Source organism: Streptomyces sp. NPDC093225 (genome assembly GCF_044753805.1).
In the GTDB taxonomy this organism is placed as follows: Bacteria; Actinomycetota; Actinomycetes; order Streptomycetales; family Streptomycetaceae; genus Streptomyces.
In genome coordinates this window covers 1-14,390 of record NZ_JBIVNX010000062.1, presented here as the reverse complement: position 1 = coordinate 14,390, position 14,390 = coordinate 1, and the positions used below count along the sequence as shown (strand labels likewise).

Sequence of the window (14,390 nt, the reverse complement as noted above, 5' to 3'; positions counted from 1 at the left end):
GGACATGCGCATCGGCGAGCTGGCCGCCAAGGCCGGGACCACCACGCGGACCCTCCGCTACTACGAGTCCCGGGGGCTGCTGCCCGCCCGCCGGGCCGTCAACGGGTACCGCGAGTACGGCGAGGACGACCTGCAGCTGCTGCGGCAGATCCGCACGCTGCAGGACTTCGGCTTCGACCTGGAGGAGACCCGGCCGTTCGTGGACTGCCTCCGGGCGGGCCACCCGGCCGGCGACTCCTGTCCCGCCTCGCTCGCCGTGTACCGCCGCAAGCTCGCCGAACTCGACGGGCTGATCGACCGGTTGACGGGCGTACGACAGCAGGTGGCGCGCCAGCTGGCGACCGCGGAGCACGCGGTGGCCGAGCTGGCCGCCGGGGCGGAGGCGCCGGGAGGTCCGGAGCCCCGCTGCGAATTCGACGGATGAGGAGGAGCCCCATGCGCGCAGCCGGAGTGGCCGAGGTGACCGACACCGACTTCGAGACCGAGGTCCTGTCGGCCGAGCTGCCGGTGCTGGTCGAGTTCACCGCCGACTGGTGCGGCCCGTGCCGCCAGCTGGCCCCCGTACTGAGCTCGATCGCCGCCGAGGAGGCCGGACGGATCAAGGTCGTGCAGATCGACGTGGACAGCAACCCCGTCACGCAGTCCCGCTACGGCGTGCTGTCCATGCCGACGCTGATGTTCTTCAAGGGGGGCGAGCCGGTCCGGCAGACCGTCGGCGCCCGCCCCAAGCGCAGGCTCCTCCAGGAGATCGACGAGGTCCTCGCGCGGGCCTGAGGCCCGCGCGACCCCGGCCCGGTCAGGCGGGCCGGAACCAGACCGTCGCCAGCGGCGGGAGGGTCAGCCGCAGACTGGCCCCCCGCCCCTGCGCCGGTACGGGCTCCGGCTTCACAGGCGCCGGGTTCGGCACCCCGCTGCCCCCGTACCGGGCCGCGTCCGTGTTGAGGACCTCGCTCCAGGCCGGCACCGCGTCCGGGTCCGGCACCCCGATCCGGTAGTCGTGCCGCACCACCGGCGAGAAGTTGCTCACCGACAGCAGCGGCGCGCCCTGGGCGTCGTACCGCAGGAACGCGAAGACGTTGTCCTCCGCCGCGTCCGCCTCGACCCATGCGAAGCCCTCGGGCACGGTGTCCCGCTCCCACAGCGCCGGCACGTCCCGGTACACCGCGTTCAGGTCCGCCACCAGCTGCCGTACGCCCCGGTGGTCCGCCGCGGCCGCGTACGAGGGGTCCACCAGCCACCAGTCCGGGCCGTGCGCCTCCGACCACTCGGCCCCCTGCGCGAACTCCTGCCCCATGAACAGCAGCTGCTTGCCCGGGTGGGCCCACATGAAGCCCAGGTACGCCCGGTGGCAGGCGCGCTGCTGCCACCAGTCGCCCGGCATCTTGGACACCAGCGACCGCTTGCCGTGCACCACCTCGTCGTGCGAGATCGGCAGCACGTAGTTCTCGCTGTACGCGTACACCATCGAGAAGGTCATCTCGTGGTGGTGGTACTTGCGGTGCACCGGCTCGTGCGCGAGGTAGCCCAGCGAGTCGTGCATCCAGCCCATGTTCCACTTCAGGCCGAAGCCCAGCCCGCCGAAGCCCGAGGCCCCCACCTGGTGCGTCTCGCGGGTCACCCCGTCCCACGCGGTGGACTCCTCGGCGATGGTGACCACCCCCGGGCAGCGCCGGTAGACGGTCGCGTTCATCTCCTGCAGGAACGCCACCGCGTCGAGGTTCTCCCGCCCGCCGTGCTCGTTCGGCGTCCACTGGCCGTGCTCGCGCGAGTAGTCGAGGTAGAGCATCGAGGCCACCGCGTCCACCCGCAGCCCGTCGACGTGGAACTCCTCGCACCAGTACACCGCGTTGGCGACGAGAAAGTTGCGGACCTCCTTGCGCCCGTAGTCGAACTCCAGCGTCCCCCAGTCCGGGTGCGCCGCCCGCTGCGGGTCCTGGGGCTCGTACAGCGGCCGGCCGTCGAACTCGGCCAGCGCCCAGGCGTCGCGCGGGAAGTGCGCCGGCACCCAGTCGACGATCACCCCGACGCCCGCCCGGTGCAGGGCGTCCACCAGGAAGCGGAAGTCGTCCGGGGAGCCCATGCGCGAGGTCGGCGCGTAGAAGCCGGTGACCTGGTAGCCCCACGAGCCGCCGAAGGGGTGCTCGGCGACCGGCATGAACTCCACGTGCGTGAAGCCCAGTTCCTTCACGTACGCGGGGAGCTGCTCGGCCAGCTGCCGGTACGTCAGCCCCGGCCGCCACGACGCCAGGTGCACCTCGTACACCGAGAACGGCGAGGTGTGCGCCGGCCGCTCGGCCCGCGCGGCCATCCACTCCGCGTCACCCCACTCGTGGTGCGCGGCCGTCACCACCGAGGCGGTCGCCGGCGGCACCTCGGCGCGCCGGGCCATCGGGTCCGCGCGGAGCGTGTGGCTGCCGTCGGGGCGCGTGATGTCGAACTTGTACAGCGCGCCCTCGCCGACGCCGGGCAGGAACAGCTCCCACACCCCGCTGGAGCCCAGCGACCGCATCGGGTACGCCGTCGCGTCCCAGCACGAGAAGTCCCCGGCGACCCGCACGCCCTGCGCGTTGGGGGCCCAGACCGTGAACCGGGTGCCGGCCGTGCCCTCGTGGACCATCGGCTCGGCGCCCAGGGCCCGCCACAGCTGCTCGTGCCGGCCCTCGCCGATCAGGTGCAGGTCCAGCTCGCCGAGGGCGGGCAGGAAGCGGTACGGGTCGGCCACCTCCACCTCGGCGCCCTCGTACGTGACCACCAGCCGGTAGTCGGGCACCTCGGCCAGCGGCAGCAGCCCCGAGAACAGGCCGTCGCCGTCGTCGTGCAGCGGCGCCCGCAGGCCCTTGCCGACCACGGTCACCGCCTTGGCGTACGGGCGCAGCACGCGGAAGGCCAGCCCGCCGTGGCAGGGGTGGGCGCCGAGCACCGCGTGCGGGTCGTGGTGCCGGCCGGACAGCAGCCGGTCCCGCTCCCCGCCCGGCAGGGCCGGCGCGGGGCCGACGCCGCGGGCGGCCGGTGCCCGGCGGGCCCGCGGCGTGGTCGGCTTCGCCGTCTTGGCCGGGGCCTTCGCCGCCGTCCTGGCGGGGGCCTTCGCCGGGGCCTTCGCCGTTCTCGCCGACCGGGCCGGTTTGGCGGTGGTCTCGACGGCGGGCGGCTCCGCGGGCGCGGGCGGCACGACGGGGGCTCCGGCGGGGGCCGGGCCGGCGTCCTGGGCGCGGGCGGGCGCCACTTCGGGGTCGGCGACGGGCGGCGACGACTGGCGGGCGGGGGTCACGTGTGCGGCCTCCTCGGGGGCTGCGGGCGGTGGGGGGTGGGGAGGGAGCTCTGGGTGGGCATCGGGTTCGACGCCGGGCGGGCCGGCCCCGGGGCGCCCGTGCGCCGCGGCGGCCGGTCGCTCGGGGCGCGCGAGGTGACCGGGTTGACGGCAGCCTCGCCGCCCGCCGCCAGCCGCCGGATCGCCGCCATCGGCACGTGCAGCCAGTCGGGCCGGTGCCGGTACTCGTAGCGGGCCTCGTACACGGCCTTGTCCGTCTCGAAGGCCCGCAGCAGCACCGGGTCCTCGCGCGGGTCCCGGCCGGTGGTGGCCGCGTACCCGGCGCAGAAGGCGCCGCGGCAGGCCTCCGCCCAGGCCGGGGACCACGGCTCGTGCGAGCGGGCCGCGTAGTCGAAGGAGCGCAGCATGCCCGCCACGTCCTTCACGGCCGGCTCCGGGCTGCGCCGGTCGGCCAGGGGCCGGGCCGGCTCGCCCTCGAAGTCGATCAGTCGCCAGGTGCCGTCCACCGCCCGCAGGGTCTGCCCCAGGTGCAGGTCGCCGTGGATCCGCTGGGCCCGCCCGCCGCGCCCGCTCGGCCCGCCCGGGGCCATCGCCAGCGCGTCGAACGCGGCTCGCAGACCGGCCTCGTACGGGCGCAGCGCCGGCACCTCGCGCACGGTGGCCGCCAGCCGCTGCGTCATCGCCGCCGCCAGCCGGGCCGTCTCGGCCGGGCCGAGCCGCACCGTGGGCAGGGCCTCGGCCAGCGCGCTGTGCACCTCGGCGGTGGCCCGGCCGAGCGCGTACGCCTCGTCGCTGAACGGCAGCCCCGAGCCCAGCCGGCGCAGCGCGAGCTGCCAGCCGTCGTCCGAGCCGCGCAGGTACGGCTGGAGCACGCCCAGGGTGAGCGGTTCGGCGACGCCCGGCAGCTCCGCCTCGTACCAGGCGACCGGCGCCGGCACTCTGGCACAGCCCGCGCCGGCCAGGGCTCTGGGCAGTTCGAGGTCCGGATTCGTGCCGGGCCCCACCCGCCGGAAGACCTTCAGGATGTACGCGTCCCCGTAGATCAGGGAGGAGTTGGACTGCTCGCCCGACAGCGGCCGGGCCGTCAGCCCGGCCGGGATCGCCGCGTCCGGGTCGTGCCCGAAGCGGAGCGGTCCGAGCGCGCCCGGCGTGCGCAGCCGCTCCAGCAGCAGGCCCGCCAGTCGGGGGTCGCCCAGCCCCTCGTACACCGTCAGCCCGGCGTACGGGCCCGAAGCCGCCTCCGGGTCGACCCGCCCGATGAGGGCGGGTGCGAGCGCGGGGGGCAGGGTGGCGCGCAGGCCCAGGAGCAGTTGGTAGGTGTCCCCGTCGACGTCCACCAGCAGGTGCAGCAGCCGTGGGGAGACCCCCGGCGGCAGCAGGTCCGCCGCCGAGACCACCTCGATCCGCGTGAGCGGCCTGCCCTTGCCGGCGAACCACCGCTGGCGCGGCAGCCAGCCGCGCAGCAGCGGGATCAGCGCCCGGGCGGATGCAGCCTCCGACATGGCTTCGCGTCCTTTCCCCGGGGCGGCCTCGGAATGCGCAGAGTGTCCCGGATCACGGCAGTTGCTGTCCGGTCGTGTGCGAGTGTCGGGTCAGGATGGTCCGTACAGGGACGGCGATTGACCCATTCGCCGCGCACCGTCGCGCACTTGGTGAGGTCGGCCGCGGGCAGCGGCCGACCTCGTCGGTCACGCCTCTCGCGGCTCGGGCCGGGGTTCCGGGCGCAGTCGGAACCAGTAGAAGCCGTGCCCCGCCAGCGTCAGCAGGTACGGCCACTCGCCGATCGGCGGGAACCGGATCTCACCCGTCAGCTCCATCGGCACCCGGCCGTTGAAGGCCCGCAGGTCCAGCTCGGTCGGCTGCGCGAAGCGCGAGAAGTTGTGCACGCACAGGACCAGGTCGTCCCCGTACTCACGGAGGAAGGCGATCACCGCCGGGTTCGACGACGGCAGTTCGGTGTACGAGCCGAGCCCGAAGGCGGGGTTCTGCCTGCGGATCTCGATCAGCCGGCGCGTCCAGTGCAGGAGTGACGACGGGGAGGACATCGCGGCCTCGACGTTGGTCACCGTGTACCCGTAGACGGGGTCCATGATGACCGGCAGGTTGAGCCTGCCCGGGTCGCAGGAGGAGAAACCCGCGTTGCGGTCCGGCGTCCACTGCATCGGGGTGCGCACCCCGTCCCGGTCGCCGAGCCAGATGTTGTCGCCCATCCCGATCTCGTCGCCGTAGTACAGGACGGGCGAGCCGGGCAGCGACAGCAGCAGGGCGGTGAACAGCTCCATCTGCTTGCGGTCGTTGTCCAGCAGCGGGGCCAGCCGGCGGCGGATGCCGATGTTGGCCCGCATGCGCGGGTCCTTGGCGTACTCCGCGTACATGTAGTCGCGCTCTTCGTCCGTCACCATCTCGAGGGTCAGCTCGTCGTGGTTGCGCAGGAAGATGCCCCACTGGCAACTGGAGGGGATGGCCGGTGTCTTGGCCAGGATCTCCGAGACCGGGTAGCGCGACTCGCGCCGTACCGCCATGAAGATGCGCGGCATGACGGGGAAGTGGAACGCCATGTGGCACTCGTCGCCGCCCTTGGCGAAGTCCCCGAAGTAGTCGACCACGTCCTCCGGCCACTGGTTGGCCTCGGCCAGCAGCACCGTGTCGGGGTAGTGGGCGTCGATCTCCTCCCGCACCTTCTTGAGGAAGGTGTGGGTGCGGGGCAGGTTCTCGCAGTTCGTCCCCTCCTCCGCGTACAGGTAGGGGACCGCGTCCAACCGGAACCCGTCGATGCCGAGGTCCAGCCAGAAGCGCAGGGCGGCCAGGATCTCCTCCTGGACGGCCGGGTTCTCGTAGTTGAGGTCCGGCTGGTGCGAGAAGAAGCGGTGCCAGTAGTACTGCTTGCGTACGGGGTCGTACGTCCAGTTCGAGGTCTCGGTGTCGACGAAGATGATCCGGGCGTCCTGGTACTGCTTGTCGGTGTCGGCCCACATGTAGTAGTCGCCGTACGGGCCGTCCGGGTCCGTGCGGGACTGCTGGAACCACTCGTGCTGGTCGCTCGTGTGGTTCATGACGAAGTCGATGATCACCCGCATCCCGCGCTGGTGGGCGGCGTCCACGAACTCCACGAAGTCCGCCAGATCACCGAACTCCGGCAGCACGGACGTGTAGTCCGAGACGTCGTAACCACCGTCCCGCAGGGGCGACTTGAAGAACGGCGGCAGCCAGAGGCAGTCGACGCCCAGCCACTGGAGGTAGTCCAGCTTGGCCGTCAGCCCCTTGAGGTCCCCGACGCCGTCCCCGTTGCTGTCGTGGAACGAGCGGACGAGGACCTCGTAGAACACCGCCCGCTTGAACCAGTCCGGGTCGCGGTCCTTGGCGGGGGTGTCCTCGAACGTGTCGTGGACGGGATCGTTGATCATCATGAGGCGGGTGACCCTCCGATCGGCGGGGACGGTCGCAGGGCTGCCAGTACGTGCGCGGGCGTCCGGCCCGGTTCGAGGCGCACGTAGTTCGCCCTGCCCCAGTAGTAGGTGTCGCCGGTGAGCTCGTCGCGCACCGCGAGGGACCCGTGCCAGTCGAGGCCGAGTACCGGCATGTCCAACGAGACGGTCGCCTCCTGGGTGTGGTGCGGGTCCAGGTTGACGACGACCAGTACCGTGTTGCGGCCGGACGGGGTCTGCGCGGTCTTCGAGTAGGCGATCACCTGGTCGTTGTCGGTGCTGTGGAAATGCAGGTCGCGCAACTGCTGCAGGGCCGGATTGCGCCGCCGCAGCCGGTTCAGCGAGGTGATCAGGGGAGCGATCGTACGCCCCTCCCGGTCGGCCGCCGCCCAGTCGCGCGGACGCAGCTGGTACTTCTCGGAGTCCAGGTACTCCTCGCTGCCCTCCTTGGCCGCCGTGTTCTCGCACAGCTCGTAACCGGCGTAGACGCCCCAGGTGGGCGAGAGCGTCGCGGCCAGCACCGCGCGCACCTCGAAGGCCGGACGGCCGCCCTGCTGGAGGTAGGCGTGCAGGATGTCAGGGGTGTTCACGAAGAGGTTGGGCCGCATCACGGGCGCCGACTCATCGCCCGCCAGCTCGGTCAGGTACTCGGTCAGCTCCGCCTTCGAGTTGCGCCAGGTGAAGTACGTGTACGACTGCTGGAAGCCCACCGAAGCCAGTGCGCGCATCATCGCGGGGCGGGTGAACGCCTCCGCCAGGAAGATGACGTCCGGATCGCTCGCGTTGACGTCCGCGATGACCCGTTCCCAGAACACCACCGGCTTCGTGTGCGGATTGTCCACCCGGAAGATGCGCACCCCGTGGTCCATCCAGTACCGCAGGATCCGCACCGTCTCCTCGACCAGGCCGTCCATGTCCCGGTCGAAGTCGATCGGATAGATGTCCTGGTACTTCTTCGGCGGGTTCTCCGCGTACGCGATCGTCCCGTCCGCCCGCTGCCGGAACCACTCCGGGTGCTTCTCCACCCACGGATGGTCCGGCGAGCACTGCAGCGCGAAGTCCAGCGCGATCTCCAGCCGCAGCTCCCCGGCCCGCGCCACGAACCGGTCGAAGTCCTCGATCGTCCCCAGGTCCGGGTGCACCGCGTCGTGCCCGCCCTCCGGCGAGCCGATCGCCCACGGCACGCCGACGTCCCAACGGGTCGCCTTCAGCGCGTTGTTGGGACCCTTGCGGAAGGTGGTGCCGATGGGGTGGATGGGCGGCAGGTAGACCACGTCGAAACCCATCGCCGCGACGGCGGGCAGTCGCTCCGCCGCCGTCCTGAACGTCCCGCTCCTCGGCTTCCGCCGGTTGCCCGTGGGCAGCACCGCCCCCTCCGAGCGCGGGAACATCTCGTACCACGAGCCGAACAGCGCCCGCTTGCGCTCCACCAGCAGCGACAGCGCCTTCGACGCCGACACCAGCTCCCGCACCGGGAAGCGCGCCAGCACCGCCAGCACCGCCGGTTCCAGCGCCGCCGCCAGCCGCTCCTCGGCACCCCGTTCCTCGGCCCGCAGCGCGTCGAGCGCCGCCAGCACCAGCTCCCGCCCGTCCTCCTTCGGCACCTGGCCGGCGGCCCGCTCGTACAGCTCGGCGCCCTCCATCAGCACCAGCTCCGTGTCGATCCCCGCCGGGACCTTGATGCCGGCCGTGTGCCGCCAGCTCGCGAGCGGGTCGCTCCACGCCTCGACGGTGTACGTCCACCTGCCCTCGGCCGGCGCCGAGATCCGGGCCCCCCACCGGTCGGTGCCGGGGGCCAGCTCCCGCATCGGCACCGGCGGCTGCTCGCGCCCGGCGGGATCGCGCAGCACCAGGTGGGCCGCCACCGCCTCGTGCCCCTCGCGGAACACCGTCGCCGACACCTCGAACACCTCGTCCACCACCGCTTTCGCGGGCCTTGCGCCGCAATCGACGGCAGGGCGGACGTCCAGCACGGGAATGCGACCGATCATGACCTCACCTGGGGGTGATTCGGGGGACCTGGTACGGGGCGCGGCCGGGTCACGCACTCCGGCACGCGCTCTGTTCGCTCTGTTTCTAGCCGCTCGGCCGACGGCTGAAGTGCGGGCATGGCCGCTCCTGTCCGCGTTCACTCGGGTGGCGGGAGGTGGGGGGCGGGTGAGCCGTGCGCTGACTGTCTCGCGCCGTACGCGGTCAGCCCTTCCCCAATCCGCGCGGAGCAATCCGGTCTTCGGGTCAACTACTCGTACGTACTGGGATTGCCGGAGGTTCGACGCGGATACCGTCGAAGGGTCAACCTCTCGTCCCGACAGGACACTTGGGGGGCCAGGTCCTTTGCGCTACAGGTCCGTCGACGGGATCCCGGGCCGGGCGGCGGCCGGACCGCCGGGAAGACGGCGCGGGCCGCCCTGCGTTTCGCCCGCCCCGTCCCGCCGCCCGTCTGCTTGGCTGGAGCCCTGCACGCCCACTGGCCTGCCGGCGCCGGTCCCGCCCGGGACGGCGGCCCCGCGAATTCCCCCCGTCCGACGTAGTAGCGAGGTTGACGATGCCGGTCGCCGTGCCGGGTGCGGGTGCCGTTCCCGACGCACCCGCCCGCCGCCGCGCAACCGCGCGCCGCCGAATAGTCGCCTGACGGCGGGCCCGCGCGGCCGCCCCGCGCAGCCGTCCCGCGCGCCGCCGCCCTCCCGGGTGCCCGTGAGCGCCGTCCGCCCGCAGGGGCCCACCCGGGTCCACCCGCGTTCCACCTGTTCCCGCGTTCCTCGTGTTCTCGCGTTCCTCGTCACTGACAAACGACCGACAATGCAGGTCAGGCCATATGCACGAGACATTCCGCCGTTTGACGGCGCCGCTTCACGGTCCTGTTCCTCCCCGGCCCGACGGCCGCGCTCTCCCGGGAGAAATCCGATGAAGGCCATCCGTCGATTCACCGTCCGCCCCGTCCTTCCGGAACCCCTCCAGCCGCTGCACGGCCTCGCGCGGAACCTGCGCTGGTCCTGGCACGCGGAGACCCGGGAGCTCTTCCAGTCCGTCGACCCCGAGGGCTGGCGCGCCGCGGGCGGCGACCCCGTCCGCCTCCTCGGCAGCGTGTCCCCCGGCCGGCTCGCCGAACTGGCGCGGGACCGCCGCTTCCTGCGCCGGCTCACCGCCGCCGCCGCCGACCTCGACGACTACCTGCGCGGCGACCGCTGGTACCAGACCCACGAACGGGCCGCGGAACTGCCCGCCGCCGTCGCCTACTTCTCGCCCGAGTTCGGCATCACCGCGGCCCTGCCCCAGTACTCCGGCGGCCTCGGCATCCTCGCCGGGGACCACCTCAAGGCCGCCAGCGACCTCGGCGTCCCGCTGGTCGGCGTCGGTCTGCTCTACCGGCACGGGTACTTCCGCCAGTCCCTGTCCCGGGACGGCTGGCAGCAGGAGCACTACCCCGTCCTCGACCCCGACGAGCTGCCCCTGACCCTGCTGCGCGGGCCCGAGGGCGAACCCTGCCGCATCGACCTCCAACTGCCCGCCGGCCGCACCCTGCACGCCCACGTCTGGCAGGCCCGGGTCGGCCGGGTCCCGCTGCTCCTCCTCGACTCCCAGGTCGAGGAGAACGACACCGCCGCCCGCGAGGTGACCGACCGCCTCTACGGCGGCGGCGGCGAACACCGGCTGCTCCAGGAGATGCTGCTCGGCATCGGCGGGGTGCGGGCGGTCCGGGCGTACTGCGCCCTGACCGGCCACCCCGAGCCCGAGGTCTTCCACACCAACGAGGGCCACGCCGGGTTCCTGGGCCTGGAGCGCATAAGGGAACTCGCCGGGCAGGGGCTGGGCTTCGACGCCGCCCTGGAGGCGGTCCGGGCCGGCACCGTCTTCACCACCCACACCCCCGTCCCCGCCGGCATCGACCGCTTCGACCGGGCCCTGGTCGCCCGGCACTTCGGCGACGACGGCGAGCTCGCCGGGATCCCGCTGGACCGGATCCTGGAGCTCGGCCTGGAGACGTACGAGGGCGGCGACCCGGGCATCTTCAACATGGCCGTGATGGGGCTGCGGCTGGCCCAGCGCGCCAACGGCGTCTCCACCCTCCACGGGGCGGTCAGCCGGGAGATGTTCGCCGGGCTGTGGCCCGGGTTCGACCCGGCGGACGTCCCCATCACCTCCGTCACCAACGGGGTGCACGCCCCCACCTGGGTCGCCCCCGAGGTGATGCGGCTGGGCGCCCGGCAGGTCGGCGCCGGACGCGCGGAGGACGCGCTCACCGTCGGCGGCAGCGAGCGCTGGGACGCGGTCGCCGACATCCCGGACGGACAGATCTGGGACCTGCGCCGGGTGCTGCGCGAACAGCTGGTGCAGGAGGTACGGGAGCGGCTGCGCGCCTCCTGGCGCCAGCGCGGCGCCGGCGCGGCCGAACTCGGCTGGATCGACACGGTCCTCGACCCCGACGTGCTCACGATCGGGTTCGCGCGCCGGGTTCCCTCGTACAAGCGGCTGACGCTCATGCTGCGCGACCCGGAGCGGCTGCGCCGACTCCTGCTGGACCCGGAACGCCCGGTGCAGATCGTGGTGGCCGGCAAGGCGCACCCGGCCGACGACGGGGGCAAGCGGCTCGTGCAGGAGCTGGTGCGGTTCGCGGACGACCCGCGGGTGCGGCACCGGATCGTGTTCCTGCCGGACTACGGCATGGCCATGGCCCAGAAGCTGTACCCCGGCTGCGACGTGTGGCTGAACAACCCGCTGCGCCCGCTGGAGGCCTGCGGCACGTCCGGCATGAAGGCGGCGCTCAACGGCTGCCTGAACCTCTCGGTCCTGGACGGCTGGTGGGACGAGTGGTACGAGCCGGACTTCGGCTGGGCCATCCCCACCGCCGACGGCGCCGGCACGGACGAGGACCGCCGCGACGACCTGGAGGCGGCGGCCCTCTACGAGCTGGTCGAGAAGCGGGTGGCGCCCCGGTTCTACGACCGCACGGCCGGCGGGCCGGGGGCGGCCGGGGGCCTGCCCGGGCGGTGGATCGAGATGGTGCGGCGCACCCTGGTCTCACTGGGGCCGAAGGTGCTCGCGGGGCGCATGGTGAGGGAGTACGTGGAGCGGTTGTACGAGCCCGCAGCCCGCGCGCACCGGGCCCTCGGCCCGGACCCGGCCCGCGAACTGGCCGAGTGGAAGCGGCGTGTCCGGGCGGCCTGGCCCGGGGTCGCCGTGGGCCACGTCGAAGCCCTGGCCGCGGCGCCGGTCAACGGCACGGCCGAGCTCGGGGCGACCCTGACCCTGCGGGTCCGGGTGAGGCTGGGCGACCTCGGCACGGACGAGGTCGAGGTGCAGGCCCTGGCCGGCCGGGTCGACTCCGAGGACGTCATCTCGGACGCGCGGGCCTTCCCGCTCAAGCCCGCGGGCGGGCCGGACCTGGAGGGACGGCTGCTGTACGAGGGGCCGCTCGCCCTCGACCGCACCGGGCCGTTCGGGTACACGGTCCGGATCCTGCCGGCCCATCCCCTGCTGGCCACCCCGGCGGAGCTGGGGCTGGTGGCCTCCCCGCCGGAGGCGGCGTCGGACCGGGGGACGGGGACGGGGATGACGCTGCGCTGAGGGGTGGGCGGGGCGGGGTTCCTTCGGGGGCCTCGCCTCGCCCCGGCTCTTCGGTTCCGGTGGTCCGGGTTCTGGAGCGGGGGTTCGGTTCGTGGGGAAGGCCGGTTCGTGGGGTGGGAGTTCGGTTCGTTCCACCCCCCCGCTTCGGGGTCCGTCCGTCCCGTGGTGTGTGGGTCCCCTCGGCGCTGGACAGGGGCGGCCTGCAGGCCCTGCGGCAGGCCCACCCCGAGGGCTTCGGGGCTTCGCCCGGGCCTGCGGCCCCCCTCGGCCCGGGCCTGCCTCCGGTCCAGCCTGCCACCCCTGTCAAGCGCCTCCCCCACACACCACGGGACGGACGGACAAGGGGTCGGAGGGGCGGACGGAAGGAGGTTGGACGATCACGCATGCGGGCGAGCGTCTGGACCATGGGAACCGACGGCCCGCGGACGTTGACTGGATGCATGACGACGAACGCGAAGAACACGCAGAAGAACGACGTCCGGTCCAACGACACCGTCCTGGTGATCGGCGGCACCGGCAAGACCGGCCGCCGGGTCGCCGACCGGCTCGCCGCCCGCGGGGCCGACGTGCGCATCGGCTCGCGCACCGCCCCCGTGCCCTTCGTCTGGGAGGACCCGGACACGTGGGAGCCGGCCCTGGCGGGGGTGCGCGCGGTGTACGTCACCTACGCGCCCGACCTCGGCTTCCCGGGCGCGGCGGAGGCGGTCGGCGCCTTCGCCCGGACGGCGGTGGAGCACGGGGCGCGGCGCCTGGTGCTGCTCTCCGGGCGCGGCGAGGAGGGCGCGCAGGTCAGCGAGGAGGCCCTGAAGGCCTCGGGCGCGGACTGGACGGTGGTCCGGGCCGCGTGGTTCGACCAGAACTTCGACGAGAGCTTCTTCCTGGACGCCGTGCGCGCGGGCGAGATCGCGCTGCCCGTCGGCGACGCCGTCGAGCCGTTCGTGGACGTCGAGGACATCGCGGACGTGGTGGTGGCCGCGCTGGCCGACGACCGGCACGTCGGGCGCACGTACGAGCTCTCCGGGCCCCGGCTGCTGGGGTTCCACGACGTGGCGGCCGAGCTGTCCAAGGCCACCGGCCGCACGATCACGTACGTGCCGGTCGGGTTGGACGAGTACCGGGCGGCGCTGGCGGCCGAGGGCCTGCCGCCCGAGTTCGCCGACCTGTTCGGCCTGATCCTGGACGGCCGCAACGCCCACCTGGCGCCGGGCGTCCGCGAGGTCCTGGGCCGCGAGCCCGCCGACTTCGCCGACTACGCCCGCCGCGCCGCCGCCACCGGCGTCTGGGACGTCTGACGTCCGAGGCGCCGCTCCAGTCCCGCCCGGCGGGCCGGCCACTCCTCGGCCGTGATCGAGAACATCGCGGTGTCGCGCAGCAGGCCTTCCTCGCCGGGGGCCCACGAGCGGGACCAGTTGCGCAGCACTCCCTCGAAGCGGGCGCCCACGGCCTCGATCGCGGCACGCGACCGGGCGTTGCGGGCGTCCGTGAGGAGGTCCAGGCGCGCCACCTCCCAGTTCTCGAAGGCGTTGCGGAACAGCAGGTACTTGGCCTCCGTGTTCAGCCCCGTCCCCTGGGCCGATGCGGCGAGCCAGGTGCCGCCGACCTCGACCGCCCGCAGTGCCCCGCCCGTCGGCACCGTGCGGGGGTCCCGGTAGGTGGTGACGCCCACGGCCCGCCCCGACTCCTTCGAGACCTGCGCGTACGGGGCCAGCCTCCCGGCGGCCGCCTCGGCGAGCCAGGTGTCGAGGTACGCGTCGATCTCCGAGGCCCTGGGCACCCAGGTGAACCCGTAGCCGGTGCGGTCCTCCTCCGCGGCCGCGGCCAGGTCCGCCGCGTGGCACCGGTCCAGCGGCTCCAAGCGCACCCTGGTCCCGTCGAGGACCCCGACCCCTGCTGGGAAACCCATCTCTCACCCTCCCGCCGGGCCCCGTCGGGCCGTCGGAGGCGCAGTGTTCCAGGCGCCGCCCTTCCGCGGCACGGGCGTTCCGCACGTTGGACAGCACTCCAGGCCCGGGCCGCCGGATCCTTGGCGTGCCTGGTGGGTCCCGTGGTGTGTGGGGGAGGCGCTTGAGCCGGTATGGCAGGCTGGTCCGGAGGCAGGCCCGGGCCGGAGGTGGCCGAAGGCCAGGGCGAAG

The 14,390-nt window shown here is 73.5% G+C and carries 9 protein-coding genes; 4 read left to right on the top strand and 5 right to left on the bottom strand.

The genetic code is table 11. The features are described from left to right. The first annotated feature begins 4 nt into the window (after window positions 1-4). Both ACIQCH_RS34070 and trxA read left to right on the top strand, forming a co-directional pair. Window positions 5-424 carry a MerR family transcriptional regulator gene (locus tag ACIQCH_RS34070; RefSeq protein WP_402587448.1) on the top strand — a complete coding sequence of 140 codons (420 nt, stop codon included), beginning with the start codon at window positions 5-7 and terminating at the stop codon, window positions 422-424. An 11-nt stretch (window positions 425-435) separates the two neighbouring features. Beyond that, the gene (trxA, locus tag ACIQCH_RS34065; protein ID WP_402587446.1) at window positions 436-774 is read left to right on the top strand and encodes a thioredoxin; all 339 of its coding nucleotides are present in this window, start codon (window positions 436-438) and stop codon (window positions 772-774) included. 22 nt (window positions 775-796) lie between these two features. On the opposite strand, the gene glgB is transcribed toward trxA, so the two are convergent. The 4 genes from glgB to ACIQCH_RS34045 all read right to left on the bottom strand — a co-directional run bounded on the left by glgB (window position 797) and on the right by ACIQCH_RS34045 (window position 8,684). Continuing rightward, window positions 797-3,268 carry a 1,4-alpha-glucan branching enzyme gene (glgB, locus tag ACIQCH_RS34060; RefSeq protein ID WP_402587444.1) on the bottom strand — a complete coding sequence of 824 codons (2,472 nt, stop codon included), beginning with the start codon at window positions 3,266-3,268 and terminating at the stop codon, window positions 797-799. Further along, window positions 3,265-4,770, bottom strand: a complete 1,506-nt coding sequence (locus ACIQCH_RS34055) for a maltokinase (RefSeq protein ID WP_402587442.1) — start codon at window positions 4,768-4,770, stop codon at window positions 3,265-3,267. The genes glgB and ACIQCH_RS34055 overlap by 4 nt, the downstream gene beginning before the upstream one ends. A gap of 186 nt (window positions 4,771-4,956) precedes the next feature. Continuing rightward, a complete protein-coding gene (gene treS, locus ACIQCH_RS34050) occupies window positions 4,957-6,675 on the bottom strand; it encodes a maltose alpha-D-glucosyltransferase (RefSeq protein WP_402587440.1) in 1,719 nt (572 codons plus the stop codon). After that, window positions 6,672-8,684 (bottom strand): alpha-1,4-glucan--maltose-1-phosphate maltosyltransferase, encoded by a 2,013-nt coding sequence (locus ACIQCH_RS34045; protein WP_402587438.1) that lies wholly within the window; start codon window positions 8,682-8,684, stop codon window positions 6,672-6,674. Before ACIQCH_RS34045 ends, treS begins: the two co-directional genes overlap by 4 nt. A gap of 913 nt (window positions 8,685-9,597) precedes the next feature. Between ACIQCH_RS34045 and glgP the strand changes: the two genes are divergently transcribed. Together glgP and ACIQCH_RS34035 are read left to right on the top strand one after the other, a co-directional pair. Beyond that, window positions 9,598-12,258: an alpha-glucan family phosphorylase gene (gene glgP / locus ACIQCH_RS34040; protein ID WP_402587436.1), complete on the top strand. Its 2,661-nt coding sequence runs from the start codon at window positions 9,598-9,600 to the stop codon at window positions 12,256-12,258. A 440-nt stretch (window positions 12,259-12,698) separates the two neighbouring features. Next, window positions 12,699-13,550, top strand: a complete 852-nt coding sequence (locus ACIQCH_RS34035; protein ID WP_402587434.1) for an NAD(P)H-binding protein — start codon at window positions 12,699-12,701, stop codon at window positions 13,548-13,550. Here ACIQCH_RS34035 and ACIQCH_RS34030 read toward each other — a convergent pair. Next, complete coding sequence (locus ACIQCH_RS34030; RefSeq protein ID WP_402587432.1) at window positions 13,508-14,161, bottom strand: GNAT family N-acetyltransferase; 654 nt, start codon at window positions 14,159-14,161, stop codon at window positions 13,508-13,510. The genes ACIQCH_RS34035 and ACIQCH_RS34030 overlap by 43 nt on opposite strands. Between the last annotated feature and the right edge of the window lie 229 nt (window positions 14,162-14,390).

Excerpts from the sequence above, each read along its gene's own strand:
- ACIQCH_RS34035 (WP_402587434.1), top strand. The coding sequence starts at position 12,699 with ATGACGACGAACGCGAAGAACACGCAGAAGAACGACGTCCGGTCCAAC.
- trxA (WP_402587446.1), top strand. The coding sequence starts at position 436 with ATGCGCGCAGCCGGAGTGGCCGAGGTGACCGACACCGACTTCGAGACC.
- ACIQCH_RS34055 (WP_402587442.1), bottom strand. The coding sequence starts at position 4,770 with ATGTCGGAGGCTGCATCCGCCCGGGCGCTGATCCCGCTGCTGCGCGGC.
- ACIQCH_RS34045 (WP_402587438.1), bottom strand. The coding sequence starts at position 8,684 with ATGATCGGTCGCATTCCCGTGCTGGACGTCCGCCCTGCCGTCGATTGC.
- ACIQCH_RS34030 (WP_402587432.1), bottom strand. The coding sequence starts at position 14,161 with ATGGGTTTCCCAGCAGGGGTCGGGGTCCTCGACGGGACCAGGGTGCGC.
- treS (WP_402587440.1), bottom strand. The coding sequence starts at position 6,675 with ATGATGATCAACGATCCCGTCCACGACACGTTCGAGGACACCCCCGCC.
- glgP (WP_402587436.1), top strand. The coding sequence starts at position 9,598 with ATGAAGGCCATCCGTCGATTCACCGTCCGCCCCGTCCTTCCGGAACCC.
- ACIQCH_RS34070 (WP_402587448.1), top strand. The coding sequence starts at position 5 with ATGCGCATCGGCGAGCTGGCCGCCAAGGCCGGGACCACCACGCGGACC.